Source organism: Mesorhizobium sp. SEMIA396, assembly GCF_024518615.1.
Lineage (GTDB): Bacteria > Pseudomonadota > Alphaproteobacteria > Rhizobiales > Rhizobiaceae > Mesorhizobium.
Window position 1 is genome coordinate 970638 of the sequence record NZ_JANIFC010000001.1, and the last position, 22983, is coordinate 993620.

21 protein-coding genes are annotated in these 22983 nt (G+C 63.3%); 17 read left to right on the forward strand and 4 right to left on the reverse strand.

Features of this window, described 5'->3' with window-relative positions; genetic code table 11:
- The first annotated feature begins 11 nt into the window (after positions 1-11).
- Positions 12-803, forward strand: coding sequence for a GGDEF domain-containing protein (locus tag NP503_RS04775; protein ID WP_127271965.1), 792 nt, complete (start codon positions 12-14; stop codon positions 801-803).
- Between the two features lie 218 nt (positions 804-1021).
- Here the strand turns inward: NP503_RS04775 and NP503_RS04780 are convergent, their stop codons facing one another.
- Entirely contained in the window at positions 1022-2851 is a 1830-nt protein-coding gene (locus NP503_RS04780; RefSeq protein ID WP_127272677.1) for an ATP-binding protein, read from the reverse strand.
- Positions 2852-3005: 154 nt separating this feature from the next.
- On the opposite strand from NP503_RS04780, the gene NP503_RS04785 reads away from it, so the two are divergent.
- The 3 genes from NP503_RS04785 to NP503_RS04795 are packed head-to-tail and all read left to right on the forward strand — an operon-like array spanning position 3006 to position 4454.
- Positions 3006-3569 carry a helix-turn-helix domain-containing protein gene (locus NP503_RS04785; RefSeq protein WP_127272678.1) on the forward strand — a complete coding sequence of 188 codons (564 nt, stop codon included), beginning with the start codon at positions 3006-3008 and terminating at the stop codon, positions 3567-3569.
- Between the two features lie 4 nt (positions 3570-3573).
- Positions 3574-3882, forward strand: coding sequence for a hypothetical protein (locus NP503_RS04790; protein ID WP_127268618.1), 309 nt, complete (start codon positions 3574-3576; stop codon positions 3880-3882).
- A 44-nt stretch (positions 3883-3926) separates the two neighbouring features.
- Positions 3927-4454, forward strand: a complete 528-nt coding sequence (locus tag NP503_RS04795; RefSeq protein WP_127268619.1) for a GNAT family N-acetyltransferase — start codon at positions 3927-3929, stop codon at positions 4452-4454.
- A 4-nt stretch (positions 4455-4458) separates the two neighbouring features.
- Here NP503_RS04795 and NP503_RS04800 read toward each other — a convergent pair whose 3' ends face one another.
- Positions 4459-5337 (reverse strand): LysR family transcriptional regulator, encoded by an 879-nt coding sequence (locus tag NP503_RS04800; protein WP_127268620.1) that lies wholly within the window; start codon positions 5335-5337, stop codon positions 4459-4461.
- A 122-nt stretch (positions 5338-5459) separates the two neighbouring features.
- On the opposite strand from NP503_RS04800, the gene NP503_RS04805 reads away from it, so the two are divergent.
- Positions 5460-6611, forward strand: coding sequence for a gamma-butyrobetaine dioxygenase (locus NP503_RS04805; RefSeq protein WP_127268621.1), 1152 nt, complete (start codon positions 5460-5462; stop codon positions 6609-6611).
- Complete coding sequence (locus NP503_RS04810) at positions 6608-7198, forward strand: HD domain-containing protein (RefSeq protein WP_127268622.1); 591 nt, start codon at positions 6608-6610, stop codon at positions 7196-7198. The genes NP503_RS04805 and NP503_RS04810 overlap by 4 nt, the downstream gene beginning before the upstream one ends.
- A 72-nt stretch (positions 7199-7270) precedes the next feature.
- Here the strand turns inward: NP503_RS04810 and NP503_RS04815 are convergent, their stop codons facing one another.
- Positions 7271-9091 carry an NAD(P)/FAD-dependent oxidoreductase gene (locus NP503_RS04815; RefSeq protein ID WP_127268623.1) on the reverse strand — a complete coding sequence of 607 codons (1821 nt, stop codon included), beginning with the start codon at positions 9089-9091 and terminating at the stop codon, positions 7271-7273.
- Between the two features lie 420 nt (positions 9092-9511).
- Between NP503_RS04815 and NP503_RS04820 the strand changes: the two genes are divergently transcribed.
- The 10 genes from NP503_RS04820 to NP503_RS04865 all read left to right on the forward strand — a co-directional run bounded on the left by NP503_RS04820 (position 9512) and on the right by NP503_RS04865 (position 21669).
- Complete coding sequence (locus NP503_RS04820) at positions 9512-10657, forward strand: DUF6600 domain-containing protein (RefSeq protein WP_127272401.1); 1146 nt, start codon at positions 9512-9514, stop codon at positions 10655-10657.
- A gap of 257 nt (positions 10658-10914) precedes the next feature.
- Entirely contained in the window at positions 10915-12696 is a 1782-nt protein-coding gene (locus NP503_RS04825; protein ID WP_127272402.1) for an acetolactate synthase 3 large subunit, read from the forward strand.
- 85 nt (positions 12697-12781) lie between these two features.
- A complete protein-coding gene (ilvN, locus tag NP503_RS04830) occupies positions 12782-13354 on the forward strand; it encodes an acetolactate synthase small subunit (protein ID WP_023757090.1) in 573 nt (190 codons plus the stop codon).
- 82 nt (positions 13355-13436) lie between these two features.
- A complete protein-coding gene (locus NP503_RS04835; protein ID WP_127271476.1) occupies positions 13437-14033 on the forward strand; it encodes a LysE family translocator in 597 nt (198 codons plus the stop codon).
- A 243-nt stretch (positions 14034-14276) separates the two neighbouring features.
- Entirely contained in the window at positions 14277-15533 is a 1257-nt protein-coding gene (locus tag NP503_RS04840; protein ID WP_127272403.1) for an efflux RND transporter periplasmic adaptor subunit, read from the forward strand.
- Entirely contained in the window at positions 15530-18691 is a 3162-nt protein-coding gene (locus NP503_RS04845) for an efflux RND transporter permease subunit (RefSeq protein WP_127273387.1), read from the forward strand. Before NP503_RS04840 ends, NP503_RS04845 begins: the two co-directional genes overlap by 4 nt.
- 80 nt (positions 18692-18771) lie before the next feature.
- Complete coding sequence (nthA, locus tag NP503_RS04850) at positions 18772-19395, forward strand: nitrile hydratase subunit alpha (RefSeq protein ID WP_127271239.1); 624 nt, start codon at positions 18772-18774, stop codon at positions 19393-19395.
- Positions 19392-20051 (forward strand): nitrile hydratase subunit beta, encoded by a 660-nt coding sequence (gene nthB / locus NP503_RS04855; RefSeq protein WP_127272759.1) that lies wholly within the window; start codon positions 19392-19394, stop codon positions 20049-20051. The genes nthA and nthB overlap by 4 nt, the downstream gene beginning before the upstream one ends.
- Positions 20038-20397, forward strand: coding sequence for a nitrile hydratase accessory protein (locus tag NP503_RS04860; protein ID WP_127272020.1), 360 nt, complete (start codon positions 20038-20040; stop codon positions 20395-20397). Before nthB ends, NP503_RS04860 begins: the two co-directional genes overlap by 14 nt.
- A 144-nt stretch (positions 20398-20541) precedes the next feature.
- Positions 20542-21669 carry an ATP-dependent RecD-like DNA helicase gene (locus tag NP503_RS04865; RefSeq protein WP_027034850.1) on the forward strand — a complete coding sequence of 376 codons (1128 nt, stop codon included), beginning with the start codon at positions 20542-20544 and terminating at the stop codon, positions 21667-21669.
- Here NP503_RS04865 and NP503_RS04870 read toward each other — a convergent pair.
- On the reverse strand, positions 21662-22084 hold the full coding sequence (locus NP503_RS04870; protein ID WP_127271116.1) for an STAS/SEC14 domain-containing protein: 423 nt from the start codon (positions 22082-22084) through the stop codon (positions 21662-21664). The genes NP503_RS04865 and NP503_RS04870 overlap by 8 nt on opposite strands.
- 135 nt (positions 22085-22219) lie before the next feature.
- Between NP503_RS04870 and NP503_RS04875 the strand changes: the two genes are divergently transcribed.
- The gene (locus NP503_RS04875) at positions 22220-22960 is read left to right on the forward strand and encodes a pyridoxine 5'-phosphate synthase (RefSeq protein WP_127271118.1); all 741 of its coding nucleotides are present in this window, start codon (positions 22220-22222) and stop codon (positions 22958-22960) included.
- Positions 22961-22983 lie beyond the last annotated feature (23 nt).

Below are 22983 nucleotides of genomic sequence, written 5' to 3' on the forward strand. Positions count from 1 at the left end.
ACGGGGAGCAGATGCGTTTCCACAAGGCGGAATCAGCATTTTTCGTCTTTATATTCGTGATCCTGGCCGCCGGCCTGGTGACGCTGCATGCTTACGGACTTCTGCAATCCTTCGCCGACGAGTTGCATACGGCTTCGGGTCTGGACAAGGTCATCTATCTCAACAAGCTCTTGTTCGCGACCGGCGTGCTCCTGGCCACCGCGCTGTTCTTCGGCATCTTCTTCATCTATCCGCTGATCCGCAAACAGGCGATGGAGGAAGGCAAGCTGCGCGCCATGACGGTCTCGCTCAGCGCGCGCTCGGAAACATTCGAGCATGCGGCGCTGACCGATGGCCTGACCGGCATGCAGAACCGGCGCTATTTCGATGATGCGCTGAAGGAGTATCTCGAGGAGTTCCGGCGCATCGAAAAGCCCGTCGGGCTGATGATCCTCGATCTCGACCATTTCAAGCAGGTCAACGACACCCACGGCCATGACGTCGGCGACGAAGTGCTCAAGGCCGTCGCGAACTGTCTCAAGGACATGACGCGCTACCACGATGTGGTGGCGCGATTGGGCGGCGAGGAGTTCGCCGTGGTCACGCCCAACATGGACGCCGAGCTTCTGGGCAAGTTTGCCGAGCGCATCCGCAAGGCGATCGCCAACATGTCGGTGCTGTCGGGCAATGTCCGCCTCAAGATCACCACCAGCGTCGGGCTCGCCGTCTGGGACCGCAAGGAAACAGCGGAAGAGTTCTATCGCCGCGCCGACCGCCAGCTTTACGAGGCGAAGAGGCAGGGCCGCAACCGCGTCTGCGCCTGAAATCCCATCACTGAATTCGTGAGGCTGGCCGTCTGGCGCCGTTTTCTGCGCTTCCGATGCTCACGGACTCAAACGTCCGCTCCGCTTCGGTTCTCGAAAACAGCACCACCCGACTCAGCCTGACGAATTCCCTGACGGGATTTACCCAAGCGGCCTAGGCAGGGCGCAAGCTTGGCGCGGCTTCTCGGTCAGAAGGCAGAGGAGTTGGCGCTGCTGACCTAATCGTTTTGCGGGCGCAGGCCGAAGGTTGCGGGCTTTAGGCCGTAGCGCATGTCGAAATCGTCGTCCGATGGCGCGCGTGCGGCGGGTGGCTTGCGGTAGTCGGGGTCGCCGGCCTGGCGGCCTGAATCGACGACCTCGGCGAAGGCCATCGCCTGCTGCGTTGATTTAGGCACATTGCGCAGTCGTTCCACGATCGCCACCAGATCGACATCGTCGCCTGGCTTCGACGTGGCCTCTTCGCGTTTTGCGGTGCCGGGGAGCAGGTCACTCGGCAGTTTTTCGAACTTCAGCCGCATGGTCGTCGCCACGCCTTCGCCGAAGGCGATGGCTTCGCGCTGGCCCATGGAGGACAGGAAGGCAAGCGTCGAGGCGGAAGAGTCGGCAATCGCCGAGCGGATGATCGCCTGGTCCTGCTCATTGGCAAGCCGCATGGCGAAGAAGGTCGAGCATTGCGAAAGGATGGTCGGGTCGAGCTCGCCCGGGCGCTGGGTGACGACGCCGAGATAGCAGCCATATTTGCGGCCTTCCTTGGCAATGCGCGACAGCGCGTGCCTTGTCGGCGCGAAGCCGAGGCGCGGGTCGGCCGGCATATAGCGGTGCGCCTCTTCGCACAAAAACAGCAACTGCAGCTTGCCCTCGCTCCACAGAGCGAGGTCGAAGGCCAGGCGCGCCAGCACCGAGCAGACCGAATTGACCACTTCCGACGGCATGCCGGCCATCTCGAAGCAGGTTACCGGGCGGCCATGATGCGGCACGCGGAAGATGTTGCCGATCGTCTCGTGGATGGTGTCCTCGATCAGGCGCGAGTTGAACATGAAGCGGTAGCGTGGATCGGCGGCCGCCGATTCGATGCGCGTCTTCAGCGATTTGAGCGTCGGGCGATCGGTCTTGCTTTCGAGCATGCCCATGCGCTCATCGATCTGCTTGAGCAGGTCGGCGATGCGGTAAGGCACCGGCGTATCGGCGGTCAACGCATCGCTGCCGCGCCTGATATATGAGCCCGAATTCGGGTTGCGGTAGAGATTCTTGGCGGCCGGGATAAGGTCGCGCAAGGCGTCGATTTCTTCCGGCTCGGTCTCGCGGCCCCGGAACAGCACCTCGGCGAATTCCTCGAGCTTGAACATCCAGAACGGCAGATCCAAGGTTTTGGAATCGACCCTGACGCAGTATTCGGGCAGCGATGCAGCGAACTCGTTGTGCGGGTCGAGGATCAGGATGCGCAGGTCGGGCCGTGCGGCGATCGACTTGCGCAGCAGCAGCGAGACGGCGGTGGATTTGCCGACGCCGGTCGTGCCGACAATGGCGAAGTGACGCGCCAGCGTATCGTCGATGGCGATGTTGGCGGCGATCGTCTCGTCCTGCGCTAGCGTGCCGATCGTGATCGAATGACGCCCGGCGAGGTCATAGACCGCCTGCAGGTCGCGGGTGCGGATCCGATGCGCAACGGCGCCGATATGCGGATAGGTGGTGATGCCGCGATCGAAGACCGGTTTGCCGCCGGGCTCTGCTCCGTCACGGACTTCGCCGATCAGCTCGATGCTGACCTCGATGGCGTTCTGGCCCTCATTGCTCCAGGCGCGGTCCGACTTGCCGATTGCGTAGACCAGGCCGACGGTTCGCGTCGATCCGAGATTGATGGAAATCATCTTGCCGACCGTCCACAGGCCGGTCACCGCGCCGTCGGCGTCATTCGCATAGGCGCTGATGGTGGCGCGCGCGCCATCGCATTGCACGACATTGCCGAGGATGCGCTTGTCGTTCTGCTCTGCGTCGCGGCGCTCCTGCGATGTCGGTTCTCCAACGGAGGCTTCGCGTTCGACATACATGGACAGGCCAATCCCCATTTCCCTGGAGCATCGATCCTACCCGAATGGGGTTAAGGCCCGATGATGTCGGATGGTGTAGAGAGCATTAAAGGGCTCGTGAAAATTGTCGCCAGCCGGCTCTTCTCCGGCGTCTATTTTTCGCTATAATAGACATATGGATGATATAGCGAACGACATTTCCTCGACGATCGGCCGCAGAATACACGCCGAAAGGACCGTGCGCGACTGGTCCCTGGCCGAACTCGCGGAGCATTCCGGCGTCTCGAAGGCGATGCTCAGCACGATCGAGCGGGGCAAGACCAGCCCGACGGCGGCGCTTCTGGTGCGCATCGCGTCGGCCTTCGGCATGACGCTGTCGACCTTGATCGCGCGCGCGGAATTGCAGGGCGGCGGGATATTGCGCGAGGCCGACCAGCCGGTGTGGCGCGATCCCGACACCGGCTATGTCAGGCGGCATCTTTCGCCGGCTGGCGATATGCCGCTGGAACTGATCAAGGTGCATCTGCCGGCGGGCGCCAAGGTCAGTTTTCCGGCCGCTTCATACGCCTTCATCAAGCAGCAGATATGGCTGATTTCCGGGCGGCTCGAATTCATCGAAGGTGAGACAGTGCACAAGCTTGTATCAGGCGACTGCCTGGCGCTCGGGGCGCCGTCGGACTGCACCTTCCACGCCCTCGAGCCCGGCGCCGACTATCTCGTCGCGCTGGTCAGGGGCTGACACAATGGCAAGAAGACCAAAGCGCTCCCACAATGGGGGGCCGCCTCTCGATGAGTACAAGGGCCCGCCATGGGGCAAGGGCGATCCCTACATCTTCCTTGCCTGGCAGGCCGCTCATGCCAAGGCGTGGAAGGCGCCGAGCCACGAGGTGATGCTGCTGCGCATGGACAGAGCCGAGCGGCTTGGCCTGACCTATGAGGAGTACACGCTCGAGATACTCGAGCGCGGGCGGCATCTCGGGCACGAAGACGCCGACCGCATCAGCGCCATCAAGGCGGCGCGAAAGCGACGCCGCGCGCACCGTCTGGACTGACAGCAATGCGCCCGCTTCTATTGCAATCACAGGATATCCTGCACATGAACTCGATCGAGATCGCACCCCTGAACCCGACTGCCGAAACGCAGGACATGCTGGCCGAATTGCTGGTCGCAACGGTGGCGGCCGGCGGTTCGGTCAGCTTCATGCATCCGTTGGCGCCGCAGGCGGCAAGGACGTTCTGGGAGAAGTCGCTGGCCGCGGCGGCAAGGGGCGAAAGATCGGTGCTTGGCGCCTGGGACGGCAAAAACCTCGTCGGCACCGTGACCTTGCTGCTCGATTGTCCGCCCAACCAGCCGCACCGGGCCGAGATCGCCAAGCTGATGACATCAGTCGATTACCGGGGCAGGGGTGTGGGAACGCGCCTGATGCGAGCCGCCGAGAGCCTCGCCCTGGAGAAGGGCCGCACGCTGCTGGTTCTGGACACGGCGACCGAGGAGGGCGCCTCAGGCCTCTATGAGCGGTTGGGCTTCACGCTGGCCGGTGAGATACCGGACTATGCCCTGAAGCCGCATGGCGGGCTGACCGGCACGTTGATCTACTGGAAGCGGATCGGGCCAATCTCATAACCAGTCATGCCGGCGCGGAGAGGCGCAGGAGCAGCCATTGGCGGAAATCCTGTTCGGCTCCGGTCAGGCGTGCTGTCGACGCCCTGGTCAGGAAATGCCCCGATGTGCTGGAAAGTTCATAGTCGGAAAGCCTGACCAGCGTCTTGCTGTCGAGCGCCGCATCGACCAGCGGCCGCGAGCCCAAGAGCACGCCGGCGCTGGCGCTCGCCGCCTCCATGGCGGTGACGAAACTGTCGAAGCGGTGCGATCGTCTGGGATGGCCAGCCAGTCCAGCGGCGGCGAACCATTCCGCCCACATCTCGCGCGCGCCGGCGACCAGAAGCAGCGGCAGGGAAGGCCAGTCGTCGTCGCCGGCGAGCGCAGGTGCGGCCACCGGCACGAGCCGCTCGGCGGTCAGCCTGTCGGCTTCGCGTCCGGGGAACGATCCGTTGCCGAAGCGGATGTCGAGCACCGAGCCCGGCAGATCGTAGTCGGCAGGGCGATGGATCGTCACCAGATCGAGTTGGATGCGCGGCAGTGCCTTGGCGAGATCTGGCAGCGCCGGAACCAGCATGAGCAAGGCAAAGGAGATCGGCGCCCGGATGGTCACGGTCTGGACGGCACGCGGCTCGAACAGTTCCGCGGTGCTGTTGCCGATGGTGGCGAAGGCCGACTGGATGTGAGGCAAGTAGGCCGCACCCTCCGGCGACAGTGCAACGCCCCGCGCCAGCCGCGAAAACAAACGTGTCTTGAGCCGCTCCTCGAGAAACCGGATGTGCTGGCTGACGGCTGCCTGGGTGAGACCGAGCTCGGCTGCCGCCGCGGTGAAATTCGACAGCCGCGCCGCCGCCTCGAAACTGCGCAGCCAGTCCAGAGGCGGCACGGGTGTATTTGTACGAGCCATTAGTATTCTGCGGTCATTGGCTAAAAAATGATAATTTGAGTTATGCCTGTCGCGCGATCAACATGCAATCGAAACCCTGCGGATCAGGCTGCGGGGGACGCAATGAACAGGAACGGATCTCCATGCTCACCCACGCGCTGATCGGCGACGAAGGCAGAACAATCGACCTTGGCTGGCAGGACGGGTCGCGCAGCCGTTTTCATGCCATGTGGCTGCGCGACAATGCGCTGGACGACAAGACGCGCAGCGCCGGCAATGGTCAACGGCTCATCACCATTCTCGACATTCCCGCCAACACCAGGATCGGCGCCGCGTCGATCAAAGGCGGCGCCCTGGAAGTCAGCTTCGTGCCCGAGCAGAAGACGGTCAGCTTTCCCGCGGCATGGCTGAGCGCCAATGCCTATGATCGTGACGCAGGCCGCCAGCCGGGCTGGACAGGCGAGGCCACCGTGCGATGGACCAAGGCCTCGATGCAGAATTCGGTACCGCGCGCCGGCTATGTTGCGGCCAGCCGCGATCGTGCTGTGCTGGGGCAATGGCTGTCGGCGGTGAAAACCTATGGCTTCGCGGTGATGGACGATCTGCCGACCGAATCCGGGGCGCTGTGCAAAGTATCCGATCTGTTCGGCTACATCAGGGAGACCAATTACGGGCGCTGGTTCGAAGTGCGCGCCGAGGTCAATCCGAACAATCTCGCCTACACGAATCTCGGCCTCCAGGCACACACCGACAACCCCTATCGCGACCCTGTGCCGACGCTGCAGATCCTGTCCTGCATCGAGAATACGGTTGAGGGCGGCGAGTCCAGTGTCGTCGATGGGTTTGCCGTCGCGGCTGCGCTGCAGGCTGAGAACCCGGAAGGCTTCCGGCTGCTGAGCTCATGCCCGGCGCGCTTCGAATATGCCGGCTCTTCCGGCGTGCGGCTGCAGGCGAAGCGGCCGATGATCGAGCTCGGGCCCGATGGCGAGCTGATTTGCATCCGCTTCAACAACCGCTCCCTGGCGCCGACGGTCGACGTGCCGTTCAGCGATATGGAAGCGTACTACGCCGCCTATCGCCGGTTCGCGGAACTGATCGAGGATCCATCCTTCGAGGTGACGTTCAAGCTCGAAGCGGGGCAGGCGTTCATCGTCGACAACACCCGCGTCATGCATGCCCGCAAGGCGTTTTCCGGTACCGGTAAGCGCTGGCTGCAGGGCTGTTACGCAGACAAGGACGGTCTGCTGTCGACGCTCGCGGCGATCGAGCATGGGTTCAAGGAGGCGGCGGAATGAGCGGCCAGGATTTGAACGCGGACACCATCGTCGAGTTCATCGCCGACATCTTCGAGCGCCGGGGTGCCGAATCCTATCTCGGCGAACCCGTCACCATGTCGGAGCACATGCTGCAGGGCGCCTGGTTCGCCGAGCAGGACGGCGCGCCGGACGAGCTGGTGGCGGCGGCGCTGCTGCACGACATCGGCCACTACACCAGCGAGTTCGGCACCTATTCGCCCGAGGATGTCGAGGACAAGCATCATGACGAGGCCGGTGGCGAGGTGCTGGCGCCGTTCTTTCCGCCGGTCATCGTCGAATGCGTCAGGCTGCATGTCGCGGCCAAGCGCTATCTCTGCGCCACCGACCCGACCTATTTCGGCAGGCTGTCGCAGGCCTCGGTGCACACGCTGTCGCTGCAGGGCGGGCCGATGAGCGCCGATGAAGTGGCCGAGTTCCGCAAGAACCCGTTCCACGAGGAAGCGGTCCGGGTCCGCATCTGGGACGAGAGCGGCAAGATCGCCAACATGAAGACACGGGCGTTTCGCGATTACGTGCCGCTGCTGCAGCGGGTGGTGACACAGTTCGCCGCGGGTAAGCCGGCGTAATTCCCTCGAAGGAAGGAGGCAGGGTGCAAGCCATGCCTCCTTCCTTTTTTACTCCGCAGGAATGGCGCTCGCCTATCCCTTGTGGTGCACCTGCTGCAGGCCGTAGACCGGCGTCGCCAAGCCGGCCTGCCTGGCTTTCAACTGCAGCGCCAGGAACTGCGAATAGTGTCGTGATTGGTGCAGATTGCCGCCGTGGAACCACAGCGCCTCCTGTTGCGTCGGCTTCCACATGTTGCGCAGCTCACCTTCCCAGGGGCCGGGATCCTTGGTGGTGTTCGAGCCGAGGCCCCAGCATTTGCCGACCTTGTCCGCGGTCTCGCGCGATATCAGATCGGCGGCCCAGCCGTTCATCGAGCCGTAGCCGGTGGCGTAGACGATGAGGTCCGCAGGCAGTTCCGACCCGTCGCTGAGCAGAACCGAGTGCTGCTTGATCTCTTCGACGTCGACGCCGCTCTTCAGCTTGATCGAACCATCGATAACCAGCTGCGAGGCGCCAACATCGATGTAATAGCCAGAGCCGCGCCTTAGGTACTTCATGAACAGGCCGGACTCGTCGTCGCCCCAGTCGAGCATGAAACCGGCCTTTTCCAGTCCCTTGTAGAACGCCGCATCGCGTTTCTTCATCTCGGCATAGGCCGGGATCTGGAACTCGTGCAGGATCTTGTAAGGCAGCGAAGCGAAGATGAGATCGGCCTTGGCGGTGGTGATGCCATTCTGCAGCGCCTGCTCCGAATAGAGCGAACCCAGTCCGATTTCCATCAACGTGTCGGACCTGGAGATATGGGTACTCGAGCGCTGCACCATGGTCACGTCGGCACCAGCTTCCCAAAGTGCGGCAGCGATGTCATGGGCGGAATTGTTGGATCCGATGACAACGGCCTTTTTGCCGGCATAGGCGTCGGGACCCGGATGCTTCGACGAGTGGTGCTGGTCACCCTTGAAGGTTTCCATGCCCTTGAATTTCGGCAGATTGGCCTTGCCGGACTGTCCGGTTGCCAGCACCAGCTGCTTGGGCTTCAGCGTGATGTCCTTGCCGTCGCGGTGGACGACGACGGTCCATTCCTTCGTCTTGTCGTCATAGGACGCACTTTTGGCCTCGGTCGAGGACCAGTAATTCAGCTCCATCACCTTGGCGTACATTTCCAGCCAGTCGCCGATCTTGTCCTTGGGCGAGAAGACCGGCCAGTTCTTGGGGAAATCGATATAGGGCAGATGGTCGTACCAGACCGGGTCATGCAGGCAGAGCGATTTGTAGCGCTTGCGCCAGCTGTCGCCGGCACGCTCGTTCTTCTCGATGATGATGGTGGGCACGCCAAGCTGCCGCAGCCGCGCGCCGAGCGCGATGCCGCCCTGGCCGCCACCGATGATCACCGTATAGGGCTGCGTCTTGAAGCCGAGCTCGGCGGCTTCCCTCTCGCGTTCTTCTTTCCATGTCGGACGGTTCTTGCCCGAGCCGTGCCTGGCGCCCATCGGCCGCGCAAAGCCTGCCGGCTCCTCGTGGCCTTTCAGTTCGGCCATGGTGGTCAGCAGCGTCCAGATCTTGCCGTCCTTCAGCCTGATATGGCCGAAGCCGCGCGCCACTTCCGTCTCGAAGCTGATCCAGCCCTCGATCAACCCGTCGCTCTCCGTCGCGTCCTCGCCCTTGGCGATGGCGAAGTGCGACGGCCTGGTTTTCGACAATTGGTTTTTCAGCATGTCGCGGACCTGGTCGCGGCCTTCCATGGTCTTGATGTTCCAGGTGAAGGTAACGAGGTCGCGCCAGTAGCAATCATCTTGAAAGCAATCGACCGCCTTCTCGATGTCATTGGCAGCAAGCGCGGCGCCGAATTGATCGAGCAGGTCGGACAGTTTCTTGCTAGGGGCCGTGTTCTTGCTAGAGGGCTTGTCGAGCATCAGGTTTCCTCCCGTGAAATCCAGATCGTCATGGTGGTCGCTCCGCCGGGCTTGCCGCCGGACGATCAAGTATCGTCAGAGATGGTGGCCCTCGTCACGCCCCACCATAGTTTCCAGCGATTTCAATGGTCTATCCTAGAAATGAGATCGCCAGGCGGTTTCGGAATCGCCCGGGCGCCGGAAACGAACGTTCCATTTGTGAATGCCGCGCCGGTCGCGCAAAATTGATGGTCAAATGCCGCAATGCGGTCACCCGGGCCGATGACAACCGATCGGTGAGAAGCCGGGAAGCGGTGGCGGGCAACAGGGCGGTTCCCGGGATTTTCTGGATGCGGAACTCTGGAGCCCGTTATGATCATCATACCTTTCATCCAAGCGTCTTCATGTCGCTCCCTTGGCCGGCGTGGACGCGCAGCAGCAATGGCCGCGGTCATGGCCTTGAGCGCGACCCTGACCGGCCCGCTGGTGCTGCCCGGAACGCAGGCGCATGCGGCGGAAATTGCCGTCACCGTCCGCGAAAGGCTTTCGAATTATGGCGGATGGCGAACCTCGGCCCGATTCGGCGATGTCTGGGTTCCCTCGGTCCGTACCGAATGGCGGCCGTACACCGAAGGCAGGTGGGTCTGGACCGACGATGGCTGGTACTGGCAGTCCACCGAGCCATTCGGCGATGTCGTCTATCACTATGGCCGCTGGGCGTATGATCCCGATTTCGGCTGGGTGTGGATCGCCGGCGATCAATGGGCGCCAGCCTGGGTGGTGTGGCGTCAGGGCGGCAATGATGTCGGCTGGGCTCCAGCGCCGCCCGACGTCGGTGTCGCCTTCGACGACGCCTGGTGGTGTTTCGTGCCTGTGGCGGCGATCGGCGCGGTCGATCTGGTCAGGATGGTGCGGCCGGTGCAGGAGAACGTCGTCATCATGCGCAACACGACGATCATCAACCAGACGGTCGTGGTCAACAATGCACCGCGCGTGCGACTTGGCAATCAGGTCGTTGCAATCAATGCCGGACCCCGGCTGCAGCAACTCCCGAAGCCCGTCATCGAATCGATCAAGGCGGCAAAACTGGTTCCGCCTCGCAAAGGCGTGTTTGCCAGTGCACGGCTCGATGTTTCCAGGGGCGCCGAGATCAAGAGGCTTGCCGGCAATACAAAGGGGAACGGGCAAATCCTGGCGGGTCCCAAGACTGCGACCGGCAACAAGGCCATTTCCCCCGGCGCGGTGACTGCCAGCAATCCGGTGGTCGTGAAGCCGGTGAGCAAGCGGATGGCCGCCGGCAACGGCGCGAAGGCCGATGCGCTCAAGCTGCATGCCGACAGGACCGCGGGCGACGGACGCATCGTTGTCAAATCGTCGCTCAACCGGGGGTCGCCCAAGCCGGTTTCGGGGCAGCGTCTTGCACGCGGAGCTGGGCAACAAAAGCCGCATCAGCAAGCGTTGGCAATGCGCATGCCCCAGCACCATGCCCCGGCAAGGGTGGCACCCCACCATCCGCCAGCGAAGATGCAGGCCAGGAAGGCGTTCAAATGCGATCCACGCGTTTCCCGCTGCAAGGCGCCGGGCTGACAAGCTCGATCGCGCCGGCACGCTGTGCGCGCCGGCGCGATTTTTCCCGTTGACAGGCTGCCTTGCCCGCCCTTAGTGTCCGCCACCATGAAAACGGCACTCATTCTCGTAGGAAAGCGCGTGGGCAAGGCGGTGTAACCGCCGGGCGAAAACCCCCCATGCGCAAGACACAGGCTCCCTCGGGGGCCTTTTTTATTGCCTTAAACACGACTAAACGACCAGCAAACGCCAAATGGCGACAGTACGGGACCAGACCGATGAGCAACGGACAGAACGAGCGGCGCGAGATGACAGGTGCCGAAATGGTGGTGCAGGCGCTGAAGGACAATGGCGTCAAGCATGTCTTCGGCTATCCCGGCGGCGCTGTCCTTCCGATCTATGACGAGATCTTCCAGCAGGACGATGTCGAGCACATACTGGTGCGCCACGAGCAGGGCGCCGGCCATGCGGCCGAAGGCTATGCGCGTTCGACCGGCAAGGCCGGCGTCATGCTGGTGACCTCCGGCCCCGGCGCCACCAATGCGGTGACGCCGCTGCAGGACGCGCTGATGGATTCGATCCCGCTGGTCTGCCTGACGGGGCAGGTGCCGACCTCGCTGATCGGCTCCGACGCTTTTCAGGAATGCGATACGGTCGGCATCACGCGCCCCTGCACCAAGCACAACTGGCTGGTGAAGGACGTCAACGAGCTCGCCGCCACCATCCACGAGGCTTTCCATGTCGCGACCACCGGCCGTCCGGGTCCGGTCGTCGTCGATATTCCGAAGGACGTGCAGTTCGCCAGGGGATTCTACGTCCCGCCGCAGATCGCGCCGCGCACCAGCTACCAGCCCAAGGTCCAGGGCGACCTGGAAAAGGTCAAGGCGGCGGTCGAGCTGATGGCCAGCGCCAAGAAGCCGATCATCTATAGCGGCGGCGGCGTCATCAATTCCGGCCCGGAAGCGAGCCATCTGCTGCGCGAACTGGTCGATCTTACCGGTTTCCCGATTACCTCGACGCTGATGGGCCTCGGTGCCTATCCGGCATCGGGCAAGAACTGGATGGGCATGCTCGGCATGCACGGCACCTATGAAGCCAACATGGCCATGCATGACTGCGACGTGATGATCTGCATCGGCGCGCGTTTCGACGACCGCATCACCGGCCGGCTGACCGCGTTCTCGCCGAATTCGAAGAAGATCCACATCGACATCGATCCATCGTCGATCAACAAGAACGTTCACACCGAGGTGCCGATCATCGGCGATGTCGGCCGGGTGCTGGAGGATATGGTGCGGCTGTGGCGCGCGAGCGCCAAGGCCGACAAGAAGGCGCTCTACCCGTGGTGGGAGCAGATCGCCAAATGGCGTGCGCGCGACTCGCTCGCCTACAAGATGAACAACGACGTGATCATGCCGCAATACGCCATCGAGCGGCTCTACGAACTGACCAAGGGCATGGACACCTACATCACCACCGAGGTCGGCCAGCACCAGATGTGGGCGGCGCAGCACTATCATTTCGAGAAGCCGAACCGCTGGATGACGTCAGGCGGGCTGGGCACGATGGGTTACGGCCTGCCGGCGGCGCTCGGCGTGCAGATCGCGCATCCCGACGCGCTGGTCATCGACATCGCCGGCGACGCCTCCGTGCAGATGACGATGCAGGAGATGAGCGCTGCCGTGCAGCACGACGCGCCGATCAAGATCTTCATCCTGAACAACCAGTATATGGGCATGGTGCGGCAGTGGCAGCAGCTGCTGCACGGCAACCGGCTGTCGCATTCCTACACCGAGGCGATGCCCGACTTCGTCAAGCTCGCCGAGGCCTATGGCGGACACGGCATTCGCTGCGAGAAGCCGGACGAACTGGACGACGCGATCAAGGAGATGATCTCGGTCAGGAAGCCGGTGCTGTTCGACTGCCGCGTGGCGACGCTCGCCAACTGCTTCCCGATGATCCCATCGGGCAAGGCGCACAATGAGATGCTCTTGCCCGACGAGGCGACCGACGAGGCGGTGGCCAACGCCATCGACGCCAAGGGCAGGGAACTGGTGTAGCCGGCAGAACCAAGGCAGAGCTGTCGCCAGAAAGCCCTGCGCAAACAAAGAATTAGCTCAAGAGCTTGAAATCGAGATTCATGTCATGAACGCACAGCTACAACCGACCGGCTCCGCCTATTTCATCGCCAAGGAGACGGAAAAGCCGGAAAACCACACGCTTTCCGTGCTGGTCGACAATGAGCCGGGCGTGCTTGCCAGGGTCATCGGCCTGTTTTCCGGGCGTGGCTACAACATCGAGAGCCTGACCGTCTCCGAGACCGAGCATGAAAAGCATTTGTCGCGCATAACCATCGTGACGCGCGGCACGCCGCATGTGCTGGAGCAGATCAAGCACCAGCTCGAGCGCATCGTGCCGGTGCACCGCGTCGTCGACCTGACCGTGCGTTCGCATGAATCCGGGCAGGAGCGGCCGCTGGAGCGCGAACTGGCGCTGGTCAAAGTCGCCGGCACCGGCGAGGCCCGGGTCGAGGCGTTGCGGCTGGCCGATGCGTTCCGCGCCAGCGTCATCGACGCCAACACCGAGCATTTCATCTTCGAGATCACCGGCAAAGGCTCCAAGATCGACCAGTTCATCGCCATCATGAAACCGCTCGGCCTGGTCGAAATCTGCCGCACCGGCGTGGCAGCGTTGAACCGCGGCCCGCAGGCGATGTAGGACTTCGGCGGGGCTGGCGCCGAACGCGTCAGCCAGCTTCCATAGTGAGGCTTCCGATGCTGACTTGTCAGGGAGGATATCCATGTCGCTCGACGCATTCCTTGCCCTGCTTGTCTACGCCTTCGTGACCTCGATCACGCCGGGGCCGAACAATCTCATGCTGCTGGCATCGGGCGTGAATTTCGGCCTCGTCAGAACCGTTCCGCACATGCTGGGCATCAGCATGGGTTTCCTCGTGCTGCTGCTTGCCGTCGGTCTTGGCCTCGGCGCTGTGTTGACGGCGTTTCCGGCGCTGCATACCGCGCTCAAGATCGCCGGCGGCGCCTATCTTTTGTACCTCGCGTGGAAGATCGCCATGTCGCGCACGCTGACCGGCAAGGGCGAGACGAACGCGCGGCCTATGCGCTTCATCGAGGCGGCCGCATTCCAGTGGGTCAATCCCAAGGCGTGGGTGATGGCGATCACCGCCATGGCCGTCTATGCCAATGCCGAGCACCCGTTCCTGTCGGTGGTGTTGATCGCCGTGGCTTTCACTATCGTCAATTTGCCGAGCGTCTCGGTATGGGCAGGGTTCGGCACGGCGCTGCGTGGCTTCCTGTCGGACCCGGTGCGGCTGAAATGGTTCAACATCGCCATGGGCGTGCTGCTGGCGGCGACGCTTTGGCCGATGCTTAAATAGGCTGTGGGGCGCACCAGCCGATCGTAGGGGGACGGGATTCGGACTCTCGGCGGACCGTCCGGATCGGGAGCCGCCCCGTGTTGCACATCCATTGTGCAGTGCACATTAAATCTTCGTAATGCCGCCTTTTGGCCCTTTTCCAACAAAGGCGTGTCCTATCTATTCGGCGAAATCGCGGCAACGGGCCGCGTTGGAATAGAACCCATCGGACCACGACGTGTCGGGTGGAGAGGGCCTTTGACCATGCGTGGAAAAGTCGTTCTTTCGTTGCTGGCCGTCGCCTGCCTGGGTGCGGCCGGCTGGCTCTATCTTTCGCCTGACGCGCTTGGCAGGGTCCAGCAGGTCATCGGCGCAAAGCAGGTTGCCGCGCCGGACAAACAGGCTGCGGCTTCGGACAAGAAGGCCGACAATGCCGGGCGCTCGGTCTCCATCCTCTCGGCCGTCGCCTCGACAGCCGATTTCCCGATCCGGCGTTATGCGATCGGCTTCGTCTCCTCTCCCGCCGTCGTCAACATCAACGCGCGGGTGTCCAGCCAAATCGTGTCCATCGACGTCAAGGACGGGCAGATGGTCAAGACCGGCGATCTGCTGTTTTCGCTCGATGACCGGGCGCTGAAGGCGCAGCTTGCCAAGGACCAGGCGGCGCTGGCCAAGGATCAGGCGATGCTCGCCAGCTCGCAGTCCGATCTCCAGCGCGCCAAGGATCTGGTCGCCAAGCAGGCCGGCACGCAGCAGACCTACGACCAGGCCGTCGCCGCGCAGAAGGCTGCCGCAGCGACTGTCGATGCCGACAAGGCGACAATCGACGCCGACAATGTCCAGCTTGGCTTCGCCACGATCACGGCGCCGATTTCCGGCAGGCTGGGTGCTGTCAGCGTCGCCGTCGGCGATCTCGTCACCGTCAGCAATGGCAACAGCAGTACGGCGACCCCGCTGGTGACCATCACCCAGATGGACCCGCTGCAGGTCAACTTCAATCTTCCCGAGAGTAACCTGGCCCTGCTGCACAAGGCGCTCGCCAACCCGCAGCAGGGCGCGGTGACACTGACCAAGGATGGTGACCCGACGCCGATCGGCAAGGGTACGCTCGATTTCGTCGACTCCAGCGTCGACACCGCGTCGGGCACGATTGCCACGCGGGCAAGCATTCCCAATGCCGATCTTTCGCTATGGCCCGGCCAGTATGTGAATGTCGTGCTCGACGCCGGCATCATGCCGCAGATGACATCGGTTCCCACGGTCGCGGTGCAGCCAAGCCAGAAGGGGCCGTTCGTCTATGTCGTCAAGCCGGACAACACGGTCGAGATGCGGCCGGTGCAGGTGGCGCTGACCGAAGGCGAGAACAGCGCCGTCAGCCAGGGGCTGAAAAGCGGCGAGAAAGTTGTCACTGAGGGCCAGACGAGGCTGAAGGACGGCGCCGCGGTGCATGAGGGCAAGGCCACGGCCGATGCCGCGCCGAAGGTGGCCGAGGCGAGCAAAGCCGGCGAGGCGGCCCAATGATCTCCGAATTCTGCATACGCAGGCCTGTCGCCACCCTTCTGATGTCGTTCGCCCTCGTGCTGGGCGGACTGTTCGCCTACAAGTTCCTGCCGGTGGCGGCACTGCCCAGCGCCGAATTCCCGGTGGTCAACGTCTCGGCTTCGCTGCCCGGCGCCTCGCCGGAAACCATGGCGACGTCGGTGGCGACCCCGCTGATCAAGCAGTTCGCAACCATCGCCGGTATCGATTCGATCTCGACCACGAACTCGCTTGGCCAGACCTCGATCGCCATCCAGTTCGTGCTCAACCGCGACATCGACGCGGCAGCAGCCGACGTGCAGGCGGCGATCGCGCGCACGCAGAAATCATTGCCGCCGCAGATGACGGCGCCGCCGAGCTATCGCAAGGTCAATCCGGCCGACGCGCCGATCCTTTTGATGTCGCTGGTCAGCGACACGGTTCCGCTGACCGATCTCGATGCTTTCGCGGAAAATGTCATCTCGCCGTCGCTGTCGACCATAGACGGCGTGGCGCAGGTCTCGATCTTCGGCCAACAGAAATACGCGGTGCGCATCCAGATCGACCCGACCGCGCTTGCCGCGCGCGGCATCTCGATCGATCAGCTGCAGGCGGCGGTCGCCTCGGCCAACAGCAACACGCCGCTCGGCGTGCTGCAGAACGACAAGCAGCAGCTTACCATCACCGCCAACACGCAGCTGACTGACGCCGCCGGCTTCTCCAACATCATCATCGCCACCAAAAACGGTCACCCCGTGCGGTTGGGCGAGGTGACCCGTGTGGTCGATTCGGTGCAGACGACGACGACGGCGAGCTGGTATGACGGTACGCGCGCGATCATCATGGCGGTGCAGCGCCAACCCGACGCCAACACCGTCGACGTCGTCGACAAGGTCAAGGCCATGCTGCCGTCCTTCAAGGACCAGATGCCGGCCGCCGCCGACATCAAGCTGCTTAACGACCGCTCCAGTTCGATCCGTCAGGCCGTCGATGATGTCCAGTTCACGCTGCTGTTGACCATCGCGCTGGTGGTCATGGTGATCTTCGTGTTCCTGCGCCGGGTGACGGCGACCATCATCCCGGCCGTGGCGGTGCCGATTTCGCTGATCGCCACGCTCGGCGCGATGTTCCTGTTCGGCTTTTCCATCGACAACATATCGCTGATGGGCCTGACGCTGGCGGTCGGCCTCGTCGTCGACGACGCCATCGTGATGCTTGAAAACATCTTCCGCCATATGGAGGAGGACGGGCTGTCGGCCTTCGACGCATCGCTGAAGGGCGCGCGCGAAATCGGCTTTACCATCATCTCGATCTCGATTTCGCTGGTCGCGGTGTTCATCCCGGTGCTGCTGATGGGTGGCGTCATCGGGCGCATCTTCAACGAGTTCGCCGTCGTGGTGACGGTCGCCATCCTGGCGTCGATGTTCGTGTCGCTGACGCTGACGCCGATGCTGTGCTCGCGGCTGCTGTCGGTGACCAAAGCCGACCGCGACAAGCATGGCCCCGGCCACAAGCCGGACCTCGTCACCCGCGGCTACGACAAGGTCTTGAGCTTCTGCCTGCGGCACACCTTCCTGGTGTTCCTCGTCTTCGTCGGCACCGCGGCAGCGTCGGTGTGGCTGATCCAGACTTCGCCGAAGGGTTTCTTCCCGCAGGAGGACATCGGCCAGATATCGGTGACCACCATCGCACGCCAGGACATCTCTTTCGACGCCATGTCCAGGCTGCAAGGACAGGTCGCCAGCGTCTTCTCGCATTCGCCCTATGTCGACCATGTGGCGTGGTCGGCGGGCAGCGGCAACAATGCGCTCAACCAGGGGCAGCTTTTCGTCCAGCTTAAGGGCAAGGACCAGCGCCCCGATATCGAGAAGGTGCTTTCGGACCTGCGCAAGCAACTGGCCGGCGTGGCGGGCATCGAGACCTACATGCAGCCGGTGCAGAATTTGAGGCTGGGCTCGCGGTCGTCGGCCAGCGCCTACCAGCTCGTGGTTCAGGGCCTTGATACCGGCCTGACCGATATTTGGGCGCAGAAACTGAACGACGCGATGGCTGCCGACCATGCGAACTTCACCGACGTCACCAGCGACCTGCAGAACAATGCGTTGCAGGCGACGCTGGTGGTGGATCGCGACAAGGCCGCCCAGCTCGGTATCGACACCGACACGTTGCGCTCCGCCCTCTATGGCGGGTTCGGCACCGACCAGGTTTCGACAATCTTCGGTTCGGCCGACAGCTACGAAGTCATCACCGAGCTCGATCCCAAGATCGAGTGGTCGCCCGAGCGGATGCTGGCCATCCAGATGAGGACGGCGAGCGGCAGTCTTGTTCCGCTCGGCGCCTTCGCCCGGGTCGATCGCACGGCCGGCGCCCTGACTGTCAACCAGCTCGGCCAGCTTCCAGCCGTGACCATCTCCTACAATCTGCCGCAGGGCGTGGCGCTGGGCGACAGCGTGACGCGCATCAATGCGCTCAAGGAGCAGATCGGCATGCCGACGGTGATCTCGACGACCTTTGCCGGCACGGCCAAGACCTTCCAGGATTCTCTTGCCAACCAGGGTTTTCTGGTCGGCGGCGCAATCCTGACCATCTATATCGTGCTCGGCATCCTCTACGAGAGCTTCATCCACCCGCTGACCATCCTTACCGGCCTGCCATCGGCCGTGCTGGGAGCGGTCGTTGCGCTGCGCTTCGCCGGCATGGATCTGTCTGTTATCGCGGTGATCGGCATCCTGATGCTGATCGGCATCGTCAAGAAGAACGGCATCATGATGGTCGACGTCGCGCTTGAACTGCGACGAGAAGGCATGTCGGCGACCGAGTCGATCCACAAGGCCTGCCTGATGCGGTTCAGGCCGATCATGATGACGACGCTGGCGGCACTGATGGGCACGTTCCCGATCGCGCTCGGCACCGGCGCCAGCGCCGAATTGCGCCAGCCGCTGGGCGTTGCCGTTGTCGGTGGCCTGCTTGCCTCGCAGGCGCTGACCCTGTTCGTGACGCCGGTGATCTATGTCTACATGGAGAATCTCTCGGGCTGGCTGGTCGGGCTCTGGTCGAAGCGCAAGGGCGAGACGGGCCCGGTCGAAGCGGGGGATCAGCCGTCGCTATTCAAGGCCAGGGAAGACATGCTGCCCGAACCGCAGCGGGCGGCGGCCGAATGATGTGACAGGGCCAGCGCCATGTGCCGTTGGCCCAAGCCGTTGCGCTTGCGGCGGCATCACTGGAAACGTAGTTTGCGGCCATGTCACACGATCATGACCACGACAACGACCTCGATCCGTTTGCCGCCCGCGTGCGCGCGCTGGAAACCATCCTCACTCAGAAGGGGCTGATCGATCCGGCCGCGATCGACGTCATCGTCGATACCTACGAGACGAAGATCGGCCCGCGCAATGGCGCCAGGGTGGTGGCGAAAGCCTGGAGCTATCCCGCCTATGCCGAATGGCTGAAGCGCGATGCGACGGCGGCGATCGCATCGCTCAGCTATACCGGCCGCCAGGGCGAGCACATGCAGGCGGTGTTCAACACCGAGGAGACGCACAATCTCGTCGTCTGCACGCTGTGCTCCTGCTATCCGTGGTCGGTGCTCGGCCTGCCTCCGGTCTGGTACAAGGCGCCGCCCTATCGTTCGCGCGCGGTGATCGATCCGCGCGGCGTGCTGGAAGAATTTGGACTCACGCTGCCGGCCGGGACAAAAATACGCGTCTGGGATTCGACCGCGGAGCTGCGCTATCTCGTCGTGCCGATGCGGCCTGAGGGCACCGAGGGCTGGAGCGAGGAGCGGCTGGCGGAGCTGGTCAGCCGTGATGCGATGATCGGGACCGGCCTGGCCCAAAGACCTGAAATAGAGGGGCAGCCGGCATGAACGGGCCGCACGATCTTGGCGGGCAGATGGGGTTCGGCCCCGTCGCGCCCGAAAAGGACGAGCCCTATTTCCATGCCGCCTGGGAAAGGCGGGCGCTCGGCGTTACGCTGACTGCCGGCGCCATGGGCGCGTGGAACATCGACGAGAGCCGGCACGCACGGGAATCGCTGCATCCGGCTGTCTACTATTCATCGAGCTACTACCAGATATGGATCAAGGCGCTGGAGGTGCTGTTGAACCGCCATGGCTTCGTCAGCGAGCGCGATCTCGAAGCGGGCAAGGCAGTCGATCCGGCAGCGACGCCCAAGAGGGTGCTGAAGGCGGAAAACGTGCCCGCAGTGCTGGCCAAGGGTGGTCCTTGCGACCGGTCGGCGGCGCGGCCGGCGCGGTTCAAGGCCGGCGACCCCGTACGGACCAAAAACCTCAACCCGACCGGCCACACGCGGCTGCCGCGCTATGCGCGCGCCAAGCAGGGGGTGATTGAGACGGTGCACGACGGTTTCGTGTTCCCCGACAGCAACGCGCATGGACACGGCGAAAATCCGCAATGGGTCTACACCGTGGTTTTCGAAGGGCCGGAAATCTGGGGCGAGGACGCCGACCCGACGCTGAGCGTCTCGATAGACGCCTGGGAGAGCTATCTTGAGCCGGCGTGATACGGATCTGCCCGAGCTGCCGCCGGGCGTCGATACGCCGGTGTTTGCCGAGCCGTGGCAGGCTGAGGCGTTCGCCATGACGGTGGCGTTGCACGACAAGGGCCTGTTTTCGTGGAGCGAGTGGGCGCAGGCGCTGTCGATCGAAGTGAAGAAGCCAGGCGCCGCGGCTGACGGCCATGACTATTACGAACATTGGCTGGCCGCGCTGGAAAGCCTGCTTGCCACCAAAGGGCTGGCCGCCAAGTCGGATGTCGACGCCATGGCTGAAGCCTGGGAGCGCGCCGCGCATGCCACGCCGCACGGCAAGCCGATCCTGCTGGAAAACGATCCCCAGCCGATTCGATAAGGTGTGGGGTGAGCTTGTATGTTCCCTTTACGTTCTTGTCTGCGCCTGATAGCCTGACCCGTCGGCGGCATTGAAGCGTCCCGGCGCATCGATGATGGTGGCGGCTGTCTTGTCTTTCCCTTGCGAATCCGGTCTCTCGCGCTGATGGAATTCTCTCCCCAACAGGACGACGCGCTGAAGGCGGTCGCCCAATGGCTGAAGACCGGCCAGCCGCAGCTGTTCCGGCTGTTCGGCTATGCCGGCACCGGCAAGACGACGCTGGCGCGGTATTTCGCCGAACATGTCGACGGCCAGGTGCAGTTCGCCGCCTTCACCGGCAAGGCGGCGCAGGTGCTGCGCTCCAAGGGCGCGGTCAATGCGCGCACCATTCATTCGCTGATCTATCGGCCGAAGGGCGAGGAATCGGTATCGGACGAGGTCACCGGCAAGACCTCGATGTCGCCGACCTTCTCGCTTAACCGCCAGAGCCCGATTACGCGGGCGAAACTGGTCGTCATCGACGAATGCTCGATGGTCGACGAGCAGCTCGGCCGCGACCTGATGAGTTTCGGCACGCCGATCCTGGTGCTGGGCGACCCCGGCCAGCTGCCGCCGATCTCGGGTGGCGGCTTCTTCACCGACCACGAGCCGGATTTTTTGCTGACCGAAATCCACCGGCAGGCGCGCGACAACCCGATCCTGCGGCTGGCGCTCGATGTGCGCGAGGGCCGTGAATTCATGCGTGGCGACTATGGCACGGCGCAGGTGATCGGCAAGGAAGACGTTACCCAGGAGCTGGTGCTGAAGGCGGACCAGGTGCTGGTCGGCACCAACCGCACGCGTCGCCGCTACAATCAGCGGCTGCGCGAGCTCAAGGGCTTCAACGCCGATTATCCGCAGGCCGGCGACAAGCTCGTCTGCCTGCGCAACGATCCGGCCAAGGGCCTGCTCAACGGCTCGCTGTGGAAGGTGATGACCTCGTCGCGCGAGACGGTGAAGCCCGGCATCAACCTTCTGGTGTCGCCGGAAGAGGACGATCCGGATCGCGGCGTCGCCAAGATCAAGCTGCTCAAGGCGGCGTTCGAGGATCCCGATGCCGACATCCCGTGGCAGCAGAAGAAGCGCTTCGACGATTTCGACTATGGCTACGCGCTGACCGTGCACAAGGCGCAGGGCTCGCAGTGGAACGAGATCGTGCTGTTCGATGAAAGCTGGGCCTTCAAGGAAACCCGCCAGCGATGGCTCTACACCGCCATCACGCGGGCGGCCGAGCGGCTGACGATCGTCAGGTAGGGGCGCCGGATGCTGTTGCTCCGATAGGCTGCGCGGCAAGCCATTGCCAGGCGGCGGCCTCGTCCTCCGCCTTGAAGTGCCTGATTTCAACGGGCGGGGAGGACGGCAGAAAGCGTTGTGCGTCCGCTATCCAGTCCGGTTCGCCGATGGTTGCGCAACGGCCGACATGTTTCAATGCATGGATCGCGCCCTGCTTCAGGGTCTCGTCCGCGATGTCGGCCCAGTCGACGCCATCGTGGTCGACGAGGCGCACCAGCACATCGATGCGCGGATGCAGGGCATAGGCTGCCTCCAGCAGCCCGAAAAGATTTTCACCGTCGGCCGCGGAAACGTGCCCGACGACATCGATGGCGAAAAGGTCGTCGCGGCTGGTCTCGATACGGCGAATTGCCGGAACCTCATCGAGAAAATTCATCGGCGCTTTCCTTTCCCGGCTCGTTCATCAGGCTTGGAACACCCGAAACCCCCAGTCTGTTCCCACCAAAGGCATTACTGTTCCCGTCAAAGGCATTATAGGTGGGCGCGTTGAATGATTTCCGAGACCGCCCGCATGCCTGCAAAGCTCTCCGTCAACCTCAATGCCATCGCCATGCTGCGCAACCGGCGCGACCTGCCGTGGCCAAGCGTGACCGGCCTCGGCCGCATTGCGCTGGCGGCCGGGGCGCATGGGCTGACGGTGCATCCGCGCCCCGACGAGCGGCACACAAGACACTCCGATCTGCCTGAGATCCGGTCGCTGATCGACGACGAGTTTCCGCGCGCGGAATTCAACATAGAGGGCTATCCGACCGAGGATTTCCTGTTGCTTGTGGAAAAGCATCAGCCTGAACAGGTGACTTTGGTGCCGGACGATCCGGCCCAGGCGACATCGGACCATGGCTGGAACTTCGCCACCCAGGCCGCGTTCCTTACACCGATCGTCAAACGCTTGAAAAAAGGGGGCTTTCGCGTGTCGCTGTTTTCCGACCCTGATCCCGATTGGGTGGCGGCCGCACGTGACACCGGTGCCGATCGCATCGAGCTCTATACTGGTCCATATGGCAGCTATCACACAGATTCCGCCAAAGCGGCCAAAGAGCTGGAAAGATTGGGAAAAACCGCTGACGCGGCGCTTGCCGCCGGGCTGCAGGTCAATGCCGGGCACGATCTCGTGGTTGGCAATCTGCCGGCGCTGGTCAAGCGCATTCCGGCATTGGCCGAAGTGTCGATCGGACATGGGTTGACAGCCGACGCGTTGGAGTATGGCATGGCCGGCACGGTGGGTCGGTTCCTCAAGGCCTGCGGATGGTAGCGATGGGCAGCCTGGCGCGGCAG

Bases quoted from the DNA above. Each gene is read 5' to 3' on its own strand.
- NP503_RS04775 (WP_127271965.1), top strand. From the start codon at position 12: ATGCGTTTCCACAAGGCGGAATCAGCATTTTTCGTCTTTATATTCGTG.
- NP503_RS04780 (WP_127272677.1), bottom strand. From the start codon at position 2,851: ATGTATGTCGAACGCGAAGCCTCCGTTGGAGAACCGACATCGCAGGAG.
- NP503_RS04785 (WP_127272678.1), top strand. From the start codon at position 3,006: ATGGATGATATAGCGAACGACATTTCCTCGACGATCGGCCGCAGAATA.
- NP503_RS04790 (WP_127268618.1), top strand. From the start codon at position 3,574: ATGGCAAGAAGACCAAAGCGCTCCCACAATGGGGGGCCGCCTCTCGAT.
- NP503_RS04795 (WP_127268619.1), top strand. From the start codon at position 3,927: ATGAACTCGATCGAGATCGCACCCCTGAACCCGACTGCCGAAACGCAG.
- NP503_RS04800 (WP_127268620.1), bottom strand. From the start codon at position 5,337: ATGGCTCGTACAAATACACCCGTGCCGCCTCTGGACTGGCTGCGCAGT.
- NP503_RS04805 (WP_127268621.1), top strand. From the start codon at position 5,460: ATGCTCACCCACGCGCTGATCGGCGACGAAGGCAGAACAATCGACCTT.
- NP503_RS04810 (WP_127268622.1), top strand. From the start codon at position 6,608: ATGAGCGGCCAGGATTTGAACGCGGACACCATCGTCGAGTTCATCGCC.
- NP503_RS04815 (WP_127268623.1), bottom strand. From the start codon at position 9,091: ATGCTCGACAAGCCCTCTAGCAAGAACACGGCCCCTAGCAAGAAACTG.
- NP503_RS04820 (WP_127272401.1), top strand. From the start codon at position 9,512: ATGGCCGCGGTCATGGCCTTGAGCGCGACCCTGACCGGCCCGCTGGTG.
- NP503_RS04825 (WP_127272402.1), top strand. From the start codon at position 10,915: ATGAGCAACGGACAGAACGAGCGGCGCGAGATGACAGGTGCCGAAATG.
- ilvN (WP_023757090.1), top strand. From the start codon at position 12,782: ATGAACGCACAGCTACAACCGACCGGCTCCGCCTATTTCATCGCCAAG.
- NP503_RS04835 (WP_127271476.1), top strand. From the start codon at position 13,437: ATGTCGCTCGACGCATTCCTTGCCCTGCTTGTCTACGCCTTCGTGACC.
- NP503_RS04840 (WP_127272403.1), top strand. From the start codon at position 14,277: ATGCGTGGAAAAGTCGTTCTTTCGTTGCTGGCCGTCGCCTGCCTGGGT.
- NP503_RS04845 (WP_127273387.1), top strand. From the start codon at position 15,530: ATGATCTCCGAATTCTGCATACGCAGGCCTGTCGCCACCCTTCTGATG.
- nthA (WP_127271239.1), top strand. From the start codon at position 18,772: ATGTCACACGATCATGACCACGACAACGACCTCGATCCGTTTGCCGCC.
- nthB (WP_127272759.1), top strand. From the start codon at position 19,392: ATGAACGGGCCGCACGATCTTGGCGGGCAGATGGGGTTCGGCCCCGTC.
- NP503_RS04865 (WP_027034850.1), top strand. From the start codon at position 20,542: ATGGAATTCTCTCCCCAACAGGACGACGCGCTGAAGGCGGTCGCCCAA.
- NP503_RS04870 (WP_127271116.1), bottom strand. From the start codon at position 22,084: ATGAATTTTCTCGATGAGGTTCCGGCAATTCGCCGTATCGAGACCAGC.
- NP503_RS04875 (WP_127271118.1), top strand. From the start codon at position 22,220: ATGCCTGCAAAGCTCTCCGTCAACCTCAATGCCATCGCCATGCTGCGC.